We start from the raw sequence: 15,395 nt of genomic DNA, 5'->3' as shown, positions 1-15,395 counted from the left end.
ACAGCTCCCGAGCGAACACCTCCGCGGGCCGTGCCATCGCCCACCACCTCCGGCGACAGCCTCCCGACTCACAAGATCCTGATCAAGCCCAGGGATACGACGCCGACGTTGCTTGATGCAGCACTAGAACCCGGCCCTCGTGGTCCGACCGGCCGAGAGGACGCACCGTGGCCATCGACTTCGACCTGACCGCCGACCAACGGAAGATCAAGGACCAGGCGCGGGAGTTCGCGCAGGAGGTCCTGCGCCCCGTCGCCGACCGCGCCGACGCCCTGCCCGACCCGCAGGACGCGTTCCGCGCGATGAAGCCGGTGTACGAGCAGGCCGCACAGCTCGGCTACCCGGCGATGTTCCTGCCCGCGGAGTACGGCGGCGGCGGGGCCTCGAGCGTCGACTTCCTCGTGGCCATCGAGGAGCTCTGCGCGGTCGACCCGGGTTTCCCGACGACGCTGCTCGTCAACGGCCTCGCGCTCATGCCGCTGCTCCGGTACGGCACCGAGGCCCAGCGCGAGCGCTGGGTCGGGGCGGCGACCGCGGACGTGCGCGGTGACTTCCTCGCCGGCTGGGTCGTCAGCGAGCGCGGGGGCACCGCGAACTTCGACCACCCCAGCCCGCAGGCCGGCATCCAGCTCGTCGCCGACCACGACCGGGCGCGCGGCGAGTACGTCCTGCACGGCGAGAAGCACTGGCCGTGCAACGCCGGCGGGTGGGATCTCCAGGGTGCCGACGTCAACCTCTGCGTCGTCCGCACCGATCGGCGGAAGGGCGGCACCGAGGCGCTGTCCGCCGTCCTCGTCGAGCGCGGCACCCCCGGCGTCCGCTACGAGGTCATCGACAAGATGGCCCACCGGACCTGCCAGAACGTCACGATGACCTTCCGCGGCGCGCGCGTGCCGGAGGAGAACGTCCTCGCCCCCGGCGACGGCGATCTGCTCGTCAACCGGAACTTCACGTGGTCGGCGCCGATCGCGAGCATGGCCGCGGTGGCGGTCGCCCGCGGTGCCTACGACTTCGCGCTCAAGTGGGCCCGGACCTATACCGGCGGCGGCACCGGCCCGATCATCGAGCACCAGGCCGTCGGCCACCTGCTCACCGAGATCGCCGGGAGGATCGAGGCCGGCCGCTACCTGTGCTGGAAGGCCGCGCACTACCTCGACGCCAGCGACGGCGACGCCCACGCGCTGGCGGGGATGAACAAGACGTTCTGCGGCGACCTCATGCAGGGCGTGGTGTTCGACTGCATGCGCGTCGTCGGCGTCAACGCGCTGGACCGGAAGTTCCCGATGGCGCGGTTCTACCGGGAGGCGATGGTCTTCCCGCTCTACGACGCCGGGAACCTCGCGATGCAGCGGCGCCGCGCGTGGGGCGTCATGGCCGACCCGGCGTTCGGCCCGGACACCTTCGTCGACGGCGAGCGGATCCCTTTCACCAAGGCGATGGAGGGTTACGGCACGACCTCGGAGATCGGGTGATGGAGACCGCCACCCGCTCGCCCTTCGACCGCGCCTTCGCCCGCACCTACGCGGCGTGGGAGCGCTTCGCCGCCGGGGCGGACGACGCGTGCGACGTGCCGCTCGCGATCGCCCTGTCCTGGCAGCGGTGTCGCGACGTCTACCGGATCGACCCGACCCGGGCGTGTCCGGAGGTGGTCGACGATCCCGCGGCGCCGCAGACCCACGGGGGCCTGCTCGCCCAGCTCGGCGCGGTCGGTGCCGCACTCGCCGCGCGCGCCGGCAACCGCGTCGCCACGGTGACCGACGGCCGCGGCACGGTCCTCGCGGTGTGGGGCGACGGGGCGGCGCGGCGCCGGGCCCCGGACACCGGCCTCGACCCCGCCCTCGCGTGGTCTGAGCCCGTCACGGGCACCAACGGCGTCGGCACGTCGCTCGTGCAGCGCCGGGTGTGCTCGGTCCGCGGGCCCGAGCACTGGAGCACCGCGCTGCACCAGTGGAGCTGCACCGGCGTCGCCTTCTCCGACCCGGTCACCGGCTCCCCGCTCGCGACGCTGACGCTCTCGAGCTGGCGGGAGATGGTGCCGATCCGCCCGATCGATCTCCTCGTCGCGACCGAGCCGGTGGCCGCGGTGCTGCAGGGCACCGCGGCGCGGCACGGTCGGCGGATCGCGGAGGCGTTCGCCGACCTGGAGCGGCGCACGTCCGGGGCGCTGGTCGCGCTCGACCTCGCTGGGCGGATCGTCGCCGCCAACCCCGCGGCACGTCGGCGCGGCGCGGTCCCCGGGGAGTACGCGACGGAGGTCCCGGCCGGGCCGCGGCGCGGCATCCGCAGCCTCGGGCGCGTCGTCCCCGACGTGCGCGACCGCGCCCGCGCCGACCCGGGCTGGCGGGGCACGGTGTCGCTGTGGTCCGCGGTCACCGACGACGACGAGACCTACCGCGTCATCCCCGTGGTCGCGGGGTCGCACCCGATCGCGTTCCTGGCCTGCACCGATGCGCGCGCGGGGTCGGGCGAGCGCCTCCCGACGATCCCTGCACATCGCCCCGCCGGCCCGCGCCGTGTCCCGGCCGTCGGCGCCGGCGGGCAGTTCGTCGTCCTGCGCCCGGCCGAGATCCGCTCCGCGCGGGCGGACGGGCACGCGGTCTGGTTCGCGACCGACCACGGCCCGCGGCGGGCGACGCGCCGCGGCATCGACCAGGTCGAGAGGGACCTCGCCGACGCGGGCTTCCTGCGCGTGCATCGCAGCCACCTCGTCAACGTCGCGCGCATCCGGGACGTCGCCCGCGACCGCGACCGCCTGGTGATCAGCACCGGGCCCGGCGACGACGACCGCATCCCGGTGGCCCGGCGCTACGTCCCGGCCGTGCGGCGGGCGCTCGGGCTCGCCTGACCTCGTCAGCGGGGCCGGTGGGCCTCGACGAACAGGTGCGGCTCCTCGGCGCCGTCCGGGACGTGGGGCCGGAACGTGCTCACCTCGTGCCGGTCGATCTCCAGCCCCGCCTCGCCGAGCTTCGCGACGAGCACGTCCGCGGCGTAGCTGACCGCGCGCACCGGCTGGCCGAGGAACGGGATGTCGATGCCGTCGACGTCGGCGGGCACCGTCGCGAAGAGCAGGCGCCCGCCGGGGACGAGCCACGCGGCGAGACGCCCGAGCGTCGCGTCGAGATCCGGGCGCGGCATGGTGAGCAGCGAGAACACCGCGCAGACCGCGTCCCACGACGCCCCGGGACACGGGTACGTGCGCACGTCCGCGCGCTCGAACGCCGCGTCCGGCACCTGCTCGCGCGCGATGTCGACCATCACCGGGGAGACGTCGATCCCCACCACCCGGTGACCGGCCGCGACGAGGCGCTCGGCGACCGGCCGCCCGGTGCCGGAGCCCACGTCGAGCACGCGGCTCCCGGCGGGCAGCCCACCCAGGAGCCGCTCCAACGCGGCGTCGAGGGCCGGCAGGTCGCGGAAGGCGCGCTCGTAGGTCAGGCCCAGCGCGTCGAACGCGCGGATCGTCGCCTCGGGCGGCTCGACGTCGGGCAGCGGCGCGGCGGGATCGGGACGCATGGCCGGAGATGATGGCACCGCCGACGCGCCCGCACGGCCCGCGGCGTCGCCGCGCTGCCGGCCGCGATTCCCGTCGTCGTGCCGGTCCGCCCGGGCGCCCGGGATGAGAAGATCGTCCCGGAGCGGGCGACGGCAGGGAGGGCAGCGTGACGACGCGATCAGGTGGGGATTCGGGCGGGACCTGGCGGGAGGCCGAGCGGACGCTGGAGGCCGGCATCGACTTCGACCGCGCCAACGCCGCCCGCATCTACGACTACCTGCTGGGCGGGGCCTGCAACTTCGCCGTCGACCGGGAGCAGGCCTCCAAGATCCTCGCCCAGAACCCGGACATGGCCTACGTCTGCCGCGCGAACCGCGACTACCTGCGCCGCGCCGTGGAGTGGTGCCTCGCCCACGGCATCGTCCAGTTCCTCGACCTCGGCTCCGGGGTGCCGACGGCCGGCAACGTCCACGAGATCGCCCTGGCCCAGCGCCCCGACGCCCGCGTGGCGTACGTCGACTTCGAGCCCGTCGCCGTCGCCCACGCGCACGAGGTGATCGGCGGGATCGACGGCGTCAGCGTCACCCGCGCCGACATGCGCGACCCGGAGGCGGTGCTCGCCGCCCCGGGCGTGCGGGATCTGCTGGACTTCGACCGCCCGGTCGCCCTGCTCACGGTCGCCGTCCTGCACTTCGTGCCCGACGCCGCGCTGCCCGCGATCCTCGCCCGCTACCGCGCCGCGCTGGCACCGGGCAGCGCGCACGTGATGAGCCACGGCAGCGCCGATCACGACGACCCCGAGCTGGCGGCGCGGACCCGGGCCATCCAGGACGGCTACCGCGGCAGCGCCACCGAGGTCGTGCTGCGCTCGCGGCGAGAGATCCGCGAACTCCTGGGCGGCACGGATCTCGTCGAACCCGTGCTCGTCGAGCCCGGTCTCGTCGACATCGTCGACTGGCCCACACCCGCCCCGGGCGAGCGCCCGACCGGGGGTTACGCGGCGATCGCCCGGTTCTCCTGATCGCTCGACGCCGCTCTCGACGGTGGTCACCCGCCCCCTCAGCGGGGTTCGAGCACGAACACCGGGATCTCGCGGTCGGTCCGCGTCGCGTACTCCGCGTAGTTCGGGAAGGCCGCGACCGCCCGGTCCCACCACCGCGCGCGCTCCTCGCCCGAGACCACGCGGGCCGTGTACTCGCGGGTGACGGTGCCGTCCTGCAGCGAGATCCGCGGGTGGGCTCGGAGGTTCTCGAACCACACCGGGTTCTCGGGCGCGCCGCCCTTCGAGGCGACGACCGCGTAGCTGCCGTCGTGCTCGACGCGCATCACCGGGGTGTACCGGAGCTTGCCCGACCTCGCCCCGCGCAGCGTCATCAGCACGATCGGCGAGCCGTTCACCTCGATCCCCTCGGTGGTGCCGGTCTCCAGGATCTTCTGCGTTTGGCCCCGCACCCAGTCCGTCGGGCTCAGCTCGACCGTTTCGTCAGTCACAGCCCGGAGAACCCGGCGCGTGTCCGCGTCATTCCGGCCCGGGTGCACGATGTGGACGTGCTGGTGCTGCCCAGTGTCGGACCCGAGCCCCTCGAGCTGGACCGGGCGCGCGACGCCGTCGTCGGGTACGCCCGTGGGCTGCGCTGGCTGCGGTTCCGCTCCCCCGGCGTGCCGGAGGGCCGCTGGGCGCAGGTGCCCGCGTTCGGGTGGTCGCGGTTCGACGCCCGCCCGGCCGGCGAGAGCCTCGACGCCGACGTGCTGCTCGGCGAGGGGCTGCACGGCCGCCTCGACCCGGCCGGCTGGCATGCCGTCCACGACACCCTCGCCGCGCTCGCGCCGCGGGTCGACGCGCTGGTGACCCGCGCGGACGGGCGCGCGTTCTGGGAGCTGCCCGACGAGGAGCTCTCGGTCCTCGGTGAGCCCGGCACCGTCGGGGCGCTGCTGCGCCGGATCGGCGAGGAGGCCGGCCCTCACGCCGCGCACGTCCTCGCCGCCCTGCACCATCGCCGGCCCGATCTCGTCCCGCATCTGACCCGCACCACCCGGCGCACCCTGCTGCCGCTGCGCGAGGAGGGCGACAGCGGCGTCGAGGCCGTGGTGCACCGGGAGCTGCGCGCCAACGAGGACGCGTTCGGCGCGCTCGAGGCGGCGCTGCTCGAGGACCTCGGCGGCATCCACCCCACCCGCCTGCGGCTGCACGACGTGCTGATGTGGCTGGCGACGACGCTGCGGTTCGCGCACGCCGAGAACGAGGGACGGCGGCTCAGGTCGGCTGCGTGAGCTCTGCGGTGAGGAACCGCGTCCTTCCCACTCGGCTTCGTCGGCAGCTCGTCGACGACGACGTCCGTGCTGAGGGGCGGGAGCCACCCTGCTGCTCCCACCCACCTCCCCACCGTTCCGGCCGGAGGTTCCCCTCGCTCGGGACCCCGGAAGGTCAGACCGTGCCAGTCGCTCGTGGCGGGGATCGGCGCTGAGCCGGCCGTAGGGCTCTTCGACGTTCCCCTTGCGAACCCTCGAGGACCTGGACGAAGTAGTGGTCGGTGATCAGCAGCGCCCGTGATCCCCGCGCCCTCGTTGCGCGAGCGCCGGTCACCACGGTCTCGACAACGGTCAGCCCGAGCGCGTCCGCGTCCACACGATCGTCCGCGAACCGCACGGCGACGACCACGGCAGCGATCTACCTCGCGCGGCACGACGCGCGGCATCACGGCTCGACGTCGGCCGCCGCGCCACGTCGCGGACGATGTCGAGCCCGGACGGTGGTCATCCGGACACGGCCGGCGAGCGGCCGCTCCCCTGCGGCCGGTCGGTTGCGTCATATCGATCGGTGCGGGAGCGTCCTCTCAGCGCTATGTGACCCGCGTTACACGCACGGCGAGGAGGCCGTTCCCATGAAGCTCGCTCTCTACCTGCCGAACTTCCGCACCGAGGTGACGATCAAGGAACTCGAGGAGCTCACCGACCTCGCCGAGGAGCTCGAGTTCGACTCCGTCTGGACGCTCGACCGGATCGTGGTGCCGGAGGCCTCCGACCGCGAGGAGCTCCAGCACACGTTCGGCATGATGGACGGGCTCCCCCACGCCCTGCCCGTGGCCTCCCGCGGGCAGTGGTTCCAGGGCTACCCGCTGCTCCCGTGGCTGGCCGCGCGGACCTCGACGATCCGCATCGGCCAGAGCATCATCGACACGCCCTTCCGCGCGCCCGGTGTCCTCGCGGCGGAGCTGGCCACCATCGACCATCTCTCGAACGGCCGCCTCAACGTCGGTCTCGGGGCGGGCTGGATGCCCGAGGAGTTCGCCGCCGCCAGCGCCGCGGACATCTTCCCGAAGCGGCACAAGCACGTGCGCGAGACGATCGAGGTGCTGCAGGGCGTCTGGGGCAACGACCTCTTCGAGTACCACGGTGAGTTCGCCGACTTCGACCGGTGCGGGTTCGGCGCGAAGCCGCTGCAGCAGCCGCGACCGCCGATCTTCATGAGTGGCCTCAAGGACCCGCTGCGCTCCGCCAAGCGCATCACGACGTACGACCTCGACGGCTGGATCGGCATCCAGGACTCGCCCGAGGGCCTCGGCAAGTGGCTCAAGGCCATCGATGAGCAGTTCGAGGAGATCGGGAGCCCGAAGCGGTCGAAGGACCTGGAGATCTGCAGCATGATCTGGACGGTCATCACCGACGAGGAGACCGACCAGACCGACAACGGCGTCCCGTCGAACCTGCTGGTCGGCACCGAGAAGCAGCTCACCGACCGTCTGAAGGCCTACGAGGAGGCCGGGATGACGATGCCGCTGATCTGGCCGCCGTTCACCGACGTGCCGGTGTCGAAGACGCTCGACGACCTCAAGCGGATCAAGAACGACATCCTGCCGAAGGTGAACGCCGTCTAGGTTCCCGGCGGATCGCCGGGCCCGACGCGGTCGCCTGGGAGCCGGCCGACCAGCAGATCCAGCGGACGATCCTGGGCGAGCGTGTTCTCGGGCTCCCCTGCGAACCGCAGGGCGACAAGGACGTCCCGTTCCGCGAGCTGCGGCGCTCGTCCGGAGATCGCGGGCCCGTTCAGCTGTCGAGCAGCGGGACGGACCCCTGGTCGAGGACATGGGTCGCGGCCGGTCTCACCCCCTCGCTCACTGGGCGACTCACAGTCGCTCCGCCATCGGGCGCAGGACGTCGAGAGCCGCGCGCGTCGACGCCGGGTTGGGTGCGAGCAGCATCGCGGCGGCGTCCGGCGGGACGCCGACGAGCCGCCCGTCGCGCACGACGTCGAGGGTGCCGACGAGGGGCTGCGCCCGGAACTGCGCCTCGGCATCGGGACCCACCATGCCGAGCACGGCGACGTCGGCCTCGTCGAGCAGCGTGACCTGCTCCGGGCCGAGCGCGACGATCCCGGCGGGTCCGAGCGGCAGCGCGTCGTAGGCCTCCGGCCGACGCAGGCCCAGGGAACCGAAGAGGCGCGCCGAGGGACCGTCGGGGGCCGCGACGAGGTACGGCGTACCGCCCGCGTACTGGCCGAAGGCGTAGCGCTTGCCGGCGAGTGCCGGGTGCTCGGCGGCGAACCGGCCGATCTCCTCCCCGGAGCGCGCGACGAGCGCCTCCGCCTCGGCGGTCCGGCCCAGGGCCTGCCCGATCACGCGGACCAGGTCGTCCCCGGAGTCCTGCAGCAGCGCGCGCCGGTAGGAGACCGTGGGCGCGATCTCGGCGATCTGGTCGTAGGCCGCCGAGAAGGTCGGTTGCGCGCTGGTCATCAGGACCAGGTCCGGGTCCAGCGCCGCGATCGCCTCGAGGTTCGGTGTCAGGGAGTCGAGCGTGTGCACCTCCACGGGCAGCGGCGGGTCGACCCCTCGCCACCGACCGTCGGCGCTCGAGGGGTTGCGCGCCGCCCCGACCACCGGCGCCCCGAGCGCCGCGGCGATCTGCACGTCGGCGATGCCGAGGGCCACCACCCGCCGCGGCGGGGCCGGAATCATGGCCGTGCCCTGACCGTGGGCGACCGCGACGGGGAACGCGCCCGCACTCCCCTCGCCCGCCCTCGGTGGGGGTGGCGGCGACCCGCATCCACCGACCAGCCCGAGCGCCAGCGTCACCACGCCGAGGCGCCACCACCCGGTGCGACCCACGGTCACCCCTCCTTCAAGTTAGGGCGACCTTATCCATCTCAGAATCTGATTCGCAATCCTGTCCATCTAGGATGGGCCGATGCCGGAGGCGGGAGCACGTGTGGGTCATCGACCCGGGCCGAAGCCGAAGCTGAGTCGGGACGACGTGATCGACGCCGCGGTGGCGGTCGGGGTGGAGCGCCTCTCGGCAGCGGCGGTCGCCGAGCGGCTCGGCGTTTCCGCGGGCAGTCTCTACCGCTACGTCGACGGCATGGACGACCTCGCCGCGGCCGCGGTCGAGCGCCTGTTCGCGCAGCTCCCGCTACCCGACGTCACGCACGGCTGGCGGGCGTACCTCGAGGCCGAGGCCGAGCTGCGCTACGACCTGCTCCTGCGCTACTCAGGGCTGGTCCGGGAGAGCGCGGCGGATCTCACCACCGTCGCCGTCGCGCGCGTGCAGACGATCGTGGGAGTGCTGCGCGACGCCGGCTTCGACCTCGACTCCGCGATCCTGGTGACCGACGCCGTGCTCGACGTGGTCGACGACGGCGTGGACCAGACACGCTCGCTGCGCAACGACACGGATCCCGACGGCCTCAGCCCGCTCGCCCGCGCCGTGCTCGCCGCCTACGCCCCCGAGGTGCGCGAGGCCACGCGGCGGATCATGGCCGACCCCCGGTCCCATGTCCTGCGCAAGGTCGCCCTCATCCTCGACGGGGCGACGGCCCGGCTCGTCCGGTCACCGTCCTCACCGTGATTCGTTCGAGCACAGGCGGTTTCGCTCGCGTGTCGGATCGGGCAGACCGAGCGGTGCGGTTCACCGAGGTGCCGGCTTCTGGGTCGAACAGCAGCTGGCAACCACAGGGGAGATCTGTTGCTTCGCGATTCGCGGCCGCGCGGGGTGGCCGAGGCCCTCGACCGTGCGCGAGCTGCGGTCGACGCCGCGAGAGCCGCGAGAGAGCGCAGCGCGGTGATCCTGCGGCAGCGACAACTCACGAGCCTCGAGCGCTCGGCGGTCGAGATCAGCCCGGAAGCCGAGGCGATCCTGCGAGACCGGCTCACGAAATAGCCACGCGACGCCGAGCGCTCCGGGTGGCTCCTTGCCGCGGCACGGTGGACACTCAACGCACAGCTTGTACGGTCGTGGGCGAGGGTCGACCACACGAGCCCCGTCGCCGGCGAGGGCTCACGGCAACGTCGCCGGTTCCTTCCAGGTGGGAAGGAAGGACAAGATGCAGGACCTGCACGACGAGCAGCTGGTCAAGTCTCTGCGCAGTGCCGCCGAGCAGCTCACCGAGAACCGCAGCATCCGTGACCTCGAGACCACGGTCTCCAAGCTGATGCACGCGGCGGTGGCGACCATCCCTGGAGTCGCCGGCGGCGGCATATCGCGCACCGAGCAGGGCACCGTGCGCTCCAGCCACGCCACTGACGACAGCATCTACGAGCTCGACCAGCTCCAGTCCGAGCTCGGTCAGGGCCCGTGTATCACCGCCGCGGACGACCCTCCGGTGGCCGGCGTCGTGACGGCGAACGACCTGGCCGGGGTGGATGCGGACCGCTGGCCGCTCTTCGCGCCCCGGTGCGTGCGGGCCGGTTTCCGGTCGCTGATGTCGGTCCAGCTGTCCCTGCAGGGCAAACGGCGCTCGGCGCTGAACCTGTACGGCCACGACCCCGACGTCTTCGACGCCTCCGCCGAGCTCACCGGTGGCCTGTTCGGCATCCAGGCGGCCACGCTGCTCCACGGCGCCGAGCACGCCACCGACCTGGGAAAGGCACTCGAGAGCCGCGACGTGATCGGGCAGGCCAAGGGCATCCTCATGGAGCGCTTCACCGTCGACGACGACGAAGCCTTCCAGATGTTGGTCAACTCGTCGCAGGACACCAACATGAAGCTCGTCGACGTCGCCCACTGGCTGGTCGAGGAAGCGCGCACCCGACGCTCCGGGGGCGGGCCGAGGAGCGACAGGCGTTAGCCGAGGTCCGTTCGGCCACGCCGAGCACGAACGTCGACGGTGCTCGGGCCGCCCGAGACTCGGGCCGCTGTCAGCGGTCAGTCTCGGTCACCAGGACTCCTCGCCCTTCTTCCGGCGAGAAAGATCGGGCTCCGAAGGGACTTTCGTCCCCCTCGACACCGTGATCGGTGTCGACATACTGGGCATCGTGACGTCAGAGGGTCATTTCGGGCAGACGGCCGGCGCCGGCGGGTTCGTACTGGTTGGCTTCGACGGTTCGCGCGAGGCGGCCCGGGCGATCGCGGTCGGCGCGCGCCTGCTGCCCGGCGTGCCCGCCCGCGTGGTGACGGTATGGGCGCCACCGGGCACCGACCCGATGCTCCGCCGCCGGGTGACCCGACAGTCGGGCAGCCTGGACGAGTTGAGCGCCTCGATGGAGCAGGAATGCGCCGCGGCGGCCGACGAGGTCGCGGCGGACGGGGCGACCTTGGCCCGGGCGGGTGGGTGGACGGCCGACCCCGTCGCCCACCGCGCGTTCGGCGACGCCGGACTCGTGCTCGCCCGCCTCGCCGAGGAGCTTCGCCCGACGGCGGTCGTCGTCGGCTCGAGAGGACTCAGCAGTGCCGCCGCGGTCCTGGGCAGCGTCTCCGACTTCGCGGTGCACCACAGTCCGGTCCCGGTACTGGTCGTGCCCAGGTTGCTCAGCCGGGAGCGGGCGGCTGCGGCGACCGGCCCGGTCCTGGTCGGCCACGACGACTCCGTGGGCGCGGGGCACGCCCGAGCCGTCGCCGCGAGCCTGTTCCCCCGCCGCGACCACGTCCTCGCCCACGTGTCCACCGATGCCTCCGCGTCCGACTCACCGGACGCGGTGACGCTGCAGGCCCACGGGTGGGGCGCCCGCGCAGTGGCCGAAGCACTCGATGCCGAGGCCGCGGCGCGCGATGCCGCGGTCGTCGTCGTCGGTTCGAGGGGACGCTCCGCAGTGCGCGAACTGGTGCTGGGAAGCACCGCGATGGCGGTGCTCCACCACACCCACCGGCCGGTCCTCGTCGTGCCCACTCCCGGGCCCTGAGCGCGAGGAGTCGGGAGGCGGCTTCCGGCGCTGTGCCGGGGCCGTGCCCGGGACCCGCTCGCCGATGTCGATCAGCGCCCGGCGCGGCGCGGTCGGGAGCAATCATCAGTACCTGTGGATGAGGATCTTCTAGGCGGCTTCTGGGTGGCCACCGGTCGGGTGGCGGCACGTCGCTCTCGACAGTGTCGACATCGGCCGTGGCCGGCGCGACGTCGACGGTGGCCGCAGCATCGGCATGTACTCCGCTGAGCGCCGCAGCGGCGATCCTCAGCTCACCCAGGTACTCCGCGCACGGCCGCCGGACGAAGCCGTCGTCGCTCGTACGAAGGCGCCCGATCGGCCACATCGAGCGCGGACTCGATCTCGACGATGCTGCGGTAGCGCTGGGGTGGAATGTGGGCGAGCCGGTCGCGGACGCCCGGGCTGATCCCGTACTCGTCCGCGGCGGTGAGCAGCTGCCAGCGCTCCAGTGGCCACCCGAGTCCATCGAACACCGCTGCCCATGTCCGGCCGGCCTCGCCCCCACGCTCGCCCGCACTCGGGTCCTCGCCCGCACTCGGGTCCTCGCCCGCCCTCTCGCCCGACGGACTCCGACCCTGCGGGATCGTGACGGACGTCGACCTCATGCCACCAACTGACTGCGCCAGGTTCACCACGCCACCAGCGTCACCCACACGACCGGAGGTCGGAGCCTCGAGCGGGCGGTCGTTGCACACTGTTTCCCACCCCGACATGGACAGCTCGAACTCCGGCGGCTGCGCCAGCACGACGCGGCCCCAGAACCCGAGACCCGCCCCGACCGGAGTCTCCTGCCGGCGTCATCGGATCGTCATCCGCGTCGTCCCGCCGGAACAGGGCCGACCCAGAGGCGCAACAGAAGGAGCGCCTACTCGGTGACGACTCACCCGGTGGTGAGGCGCGTCTAGGGTTCCGTCTGCACCGAGCAGAGCCTGGTCCGAGAGACGCAGGCGGCGGGGAAACCGTCGTTCCACGGCGGGAGAAAAGCCCGGGAGATGACCGAAGATCCGGTCGTCTCGCGACGACCGGCCGTACCGGGAGTCGCCCGTGCACCACGCCCCGCTCCTGCCCGCCCCGCACGGCGGGCCGCCGCGCAAGGCCCCCCGCCACGGCCCCGAGGCCGCCCGCGCGGTCGAGGTCGAGCGGACCCTGCCCACCACGGCTCGCGACGCCGAGATCGCCCGCGGGCTCGAGCTCGGCCTGCCCGGTGCCGACTCGATCGTCGACCGCACGATCCCCACGTTCTCGCGCGGCGAGCTGCCGCACTTCGCCGGCATCCCGACCTTCCTGAAGGCACCGTTCGTCGAGGACGTCCGGCGCTGCGGCGAGTACGACGTGGCGGTGCTGGGTGCTCCCTTCGACGGCGGCACCACCTACCGGCCCGGGACCCGGTTCGGGCCGAAGGGCATCCGTGACATCTCGCTGCTCTACGGCACGTACTCGTTCGAGCTCGGCGTCGATCTGCGCGAGTCGATCACGATGTGCGACGTCGGCGACGTGTTCACCATCCCGGCGAACATCGAGAAGACCTTCGACCAGATCACCAAGGCGGTCAGCCACGTCTACGCCTCGGGCGCGTTCCCGGTCGTGCTCGGCGGCGACCATTCCATCGGCTACCCGACCAGTCGCGGCGTCGCGGAGAACCTGGACGGCAAGCTCGGAATCATCCACTTCGACCGCCACGTCGACACCCAGGAGACCGACCTCGACGAGCGGATGCACACCACGCCGTGGTTCCACGCCACGGACCTTCCGAACGTGCCGCCGGAGAACCTCGTCCAGATCGGGATCGGCGGCTGGCAGGCGCCGCGCCCCGGTGTGGAGGTCGGCCGCGAGCGCGGCACGACGATCATGACGGTGACCGACTGCGTCGAGATGGGCATCGAGGCCGCCGCCGAGCGCGCCCTCGAGGTGGCCTGGGACGGCACCGACGCCGTCTGGCTGTCCTTCGACGTCGACTGCCTCGACGCGGCGTTCGTGCCCGGCACCGGCTGGCCCGAGCCCGGCGGCTTCCTGCCCCGCGAAGTCCTGACGTTCATCCGGCTCATCGCCGACGCGCGGCCGCTGGCCGGCATCGAGATCGTCGAGTGCTCGCCGCCCTACGACAACGCGGAGATCACCGCGTTGATCGCTTGCCGTGTCGTCTGCGACACGCTCGGCTGTCTCGTGCGCTCGGGCCACCTGGGACGCACGTCATGATCATCGTCGGAGTCGGGATCGGCGTGCTGCTCGTCGTCGCGGTCGGGCTCTGGTTCGCGCGGCGCGTCGACGGCGACTCGACGAACTTCCTCGTCGCCGGGCGCTCCCTCGCGCTGCCGTTGTCCGCGGCAGGGCTCATGGGCCAGGCTGTCGACTCCAACGCGACCCTCGGCAACATGGACCTGACGTTCTCGCTCGGGTTCTGGGCCGGGGCGTCGCTGCCGCTCGGGCTCTCGCTGTGCCTGCTGATCACCGGCCTGCTCTTCGCCGCGCGGATGAACGCGATGGGCCTGTTCACGCTGCCCGACTTCTACCGCCAGATCTACGGACGCGGAGTCGAGGTCGTCGCCTCGGTCCTGATGATCGCGAGCTTCTGCATCCTGCTCGCCGGCAACCTCGTCGCGGGCGGCTACCTGTTCGAGCGGTTCCTCGGGACCTCGTACACCGTCGGGGTGCTGCTGATCGTCGTCGTGGTGCTCGCCTACACGCTGACCGGCGGCATGTTCTCCGACGCGTACACCGCCCTGGTCCAGATGGTGATCACGGTGATCGGCTCGGTGTCCCTGCTGGTATGGGTCGGCGTCCACTACGGGCTGGCCACTCCCGACGGGATGGGGCCGTTCGACCTCGAGCAGCTGACCAGCGCCACGGCCGGCGCCCCGATCAACTGGGCCACCCTGGTGTCGCTGGGGATCGGCGACATCGTGGCCATCGACTTCATGCAGCGAATCTTCTCCGCCCGGTCGCCCTCGGTGGCCCGTCGCGCCTGCCTGACCGGCGCCGCCCTCACCGCCGCGGTCGGGGTCGTGTACGCGCTGGTGGCGCTCGCGATCGTGCCGGTGCTCGGCCCCGACGCGCCGACGCCGGTGCTGTTCACCCTGCTCGAGAACGCCGCGCCGGCGTGGCTTGCGATCCTCGTGCTCTCCGCGATCATCGCCGCGTCGTGCTCGACGGCGAACGGCGTCGTGCTGGGCACCGCCTCGGTCGCGGTGCGCAACATCCGCGGCCTGCGGGACCCGTCGATCGGCTCCGGATCCTCGCGCACGGATCCTCTGTTGCGCGCGGTGCGCTGGACCATGCTCCCCGTGGTGGCGGTCGCGATCCTGTTCGCGCTGCGCGTGCCCCAGACCGGCATCCTGCTGACCCTCGCGTTCGACCTGCTCCTGGCCTGCCTGCTCGTCCCGTTCGTCGCCGGGCACTGGTGGCCCCGGCGGGCCACGCGGGCCGCGGCGACCGCCGCCGTGGTCGTCGGCCTCGTCGTGCGGCTCAGCCTCTTCGTTCTCACCCCGACCATCTTCGGCGCGGACAACACCCTGCTCCACGTGCCCAACGACCTCATCGGGCCGGCCTTCGACGGCTACCCGACCTTCCTGGGCTTCGCGGCCTCCCTGGTGGCCTTCGTCGTCACCGCGCTGCTGCGGCCCCCTCGCGAGGCGGCCGTGCTCACCCGCCGGGAGGACCTGCCCGCGGCAGCGTCGACGCGACCGTGAGCAGCGGAAGGTGACGTGCACCGCCACGGACATCTCCGCCGAGCAGCACGACCCCGCACACGTCGATCGCGTGCTGCGCGGCATTCC

14 protein-coding genes and 1 riboswitch are annotated in these 15,395 nt (G+C 72.7%); of the genes, 10 read left to right on the top strand and 4 right to left on the bottom strand.

What is annotated here, in order from left to right:
* The first annotated feature begins 167 nt into the window (after nt 1–167).
* Complete coding sequence (locus tag AC2A1K_RS16285) at nt 168–1,472, top strand: acyl-CoA dehydrogenase family protein (protein WP_483897343.1); 1,305 nt, start codon at nt 168–170, stop codon at nt 1,470–1,472.
* Nucleotides 1,472–2,845 carry a LytTR family transcriptional regulator DNA-binding domain-containing protein gene (locus AC2A1K_RS16280; RefSeq protein WP_483897342.1) on the top strand — a complete coding sequence of 458 codons (1,374 nt, stop codon included), beginning with the start codon at nt 1,472–1,474 and terminating at the stop codon, nt 2,843–2,845. The genes AC2A1K_RS16285 and AC2A1K_RS16280 overlap by 1 nt, the downstream gene beginning before the upstream one ends.
* A 5-nt stretch (nt 2,846–2,850) precedes the next feature.
* Here the strand turns inward: AC2A1K_RS16280 and AC2A1K_RS16275 are convergent, their stop codons facing one another.
* A complete protein-coding gene (locus AC2A1K_RS16275; protein ID WP_483897341.1) occupies nt 2,851–3,513 on the bottom strand; it encodes a class I SAM-dependent methyltransferase in 663 nt (220 codons plus the stop codon).
* 146 nt (nt 3,514–3,659) lie between these two features.
* Here AC2A1K_RS16275 and AC2A1K_RS16270 point away from each other — a divergent pair, with 146 nt between their 5' ends.
* The gene (locus AC2A1K_RS16270) at nt 3,660–4,514 is read left to right on the top strand and encodes an SAM-dependent methyltransferase (protein WP_483897340.1); all 855 of its coding nucleotides are present in this window, start codon (nt 3,660–3,662) and stop codon (nt 4,512–4,514) included.
* A 38-nt stretch (nt 4,515–4,552) separates the two neighbouring features.
* On the opposite strand, the gene AC2A1K_RS16265 is transcribed toward AC2A1K_RS16270, so the two are convergent.
* Nucleotides 4,553–4,984 (bottom strand): nitroreductase family deazaflavin-dependent oxidoreductase, encoded by a 432-nt coding sequence (locus AC2A1K_RS16265; protein WP_483897339.1) that lies wholly within the window; start codon nt 4,982–4,984, stop codon nt 4,553–4,555.
* A 57-nt stretch (nt 4,985–5,041) separates the two neighbouring features.
* Here AC2A1K_RS16265 and AC2A1K_RS16260 point away from each other — a divergent pair, with 57 nt between their 5' ends.
* Together AC2A1K_RS16260 and AC2A1K_RS16255 are read left to right on the top strand one after the other, a co-directional pair.
* Nucleotides 5,042–5,764 carry a hypothetical protein gene (locus AC2A1K_RS16260; protein WP_483897338.1) on the top strand — a complete coding sequence of 241 codons (723 nt, stop codon included), beginning with the start codon at nt 5,042–5,044 and terminating at the stop codon, nt 5,762–5,764.
* A 611-nt stretch (nt 5,765–6,375) separates the two neighbouring features.
* The gene (locus tag AC2A1K_RS16255; RefSeq protein WP_483897337.1) at nt 6,376–7,368 is read left to right on the top strand and encodes an LLM class flavin-dependent oxidoreductase; all 993 of its coding nucleotides are present in this window, start codon (nt 6,376–6,378) and stop codon (nt 7,366–7,368) included.
* Between the two features lie 249 nt (nt 7,369–7,617).
* On the opposite strand, the gene AC2A1K_RS16250 is transcribed toward AC2A1K_RS16255, so the two are convergent.
* A complete protein-coding gene (locus AC2A1K_RS16250) occupies nt 7,618–8,595 on the bottom strand; it encodes an ABC transporter substrate-binding protein (protein WP_483897336.1) in 978 nt (325 codons plus the stop codon).
* Between the two features lie 145 nt (nt 8,596–8,740).
* Here AC2A1K_RS16250 and AC2A1K_RS16245 point away from each other — a divergent pair, with 145 nt between their 5' ends.
* The 3 genes from AC2A1K_RS16245 to AC2A1K_RS16235 all read left to right on the top strand — a co-directional run bounded on the left by AC2A1K_RS16245 (nt 8,741) and on the right by AC2A1K_RS16235 (nt 11,601).
* Nucleotides 8,741–9,331 (top strand): TetR/AcrR family transcriptional regulator, encoded by a 591-nt coding sequence (locus AC2A1K_RS16245; protein ID WP_483897335.1) that lies wholly within the window; start codon nt 8,741–8,743, stop codon nt 9,329–9,331.
* Between the two features lie 475 nt (nt 9,332–9,806).
* On the top strand, nt 9,807–10,550 hold the full coding sequence (locus AC2A1K_RS16240) for a GAF and ANTAR domain-containing protein (protein ID WP_483897334.1): 744 nt from the start codon (nt 9,807–9,809) through the stop codon (nt 10,548–10,550).
* 187 nt (nt 10,551–10,737) lie between these two features.
* The gene (locus AC2A1K_RS16235; protein ID WP_483897333.1) at nt 10,738–11,601 is read left to right on the top strand and encodes a universal stress protein; all 864 of its coding nucleotides are present in this window, start codon (nt 10,738–10,740) and stop codon (nt 11,599–11,601) included.
* Nucleotides 11,602–11,873: 272 nt separating this feature from the next.
* Here AC2A1K_RS16235 and AC2A1K_RS16230 read toward each other — a convergent pair whose 3' ends face one another.
* Nucleotides 11,874–12,095, bottom strand: coding sequence for a hypothetical protein (locus AC2A1K_RS16230; RefSeq protein ID WP_483897332.1), 222 nt, complete (start codon nt 12,093–12,095; stop codon nt 11,874–11,876).
* 417 nt (nt 12,096–12,512) lie between these two features.
* Nucleotides 12,513–12,616: riboswitch (guanidine-I (ykkC/yxkD leader) on the top strand.
* A gap of 50 nt (nt 12,617–12,666) precedes the next feature.
* On the opposite strand from AC2A1K_RS16230, the gene AC2A1K_RS16225 reads away from it, so the two are divergent.
* Together AC2A1K_RS16225 and AC2A1K_RS16220 are read left to right on the top strand one after the other, a co-directional pair.
* Entirely contained in the window at nt 12,667–13,818 is a 1,152-nt protein-coding gene (locus AC2A1K_RS16225) for an agmatinase family protein (protein ID WP_483897331.1), read from the top strand.
* Nucleotides 13,815–15,308, top strand: a complete 1,494-nt coding sequence (locus AC2A1K_RS16220) for a sodium:solute symporter family transporter (RefSeq protein WP_483897330.1) — start codon at nt 13,815–13,817, stop codon at nt 15,306–15,308. Before AC2A1K_RS16225 ends, AC2A1K_RS16220 begins: the two co-directional genes overlap by 4 nt.
* Nucleotides 15,309–15,395: the final 87 nt, after the last annotated feature.

This window comes from Actinomycetospora sp. 2LY8.5 (assembly GCF_057180585.1).
Note: the sequence above shows the minus strand (reverse complement) of the source record. Positions and strands in the feature narration are given on the sequence as shown.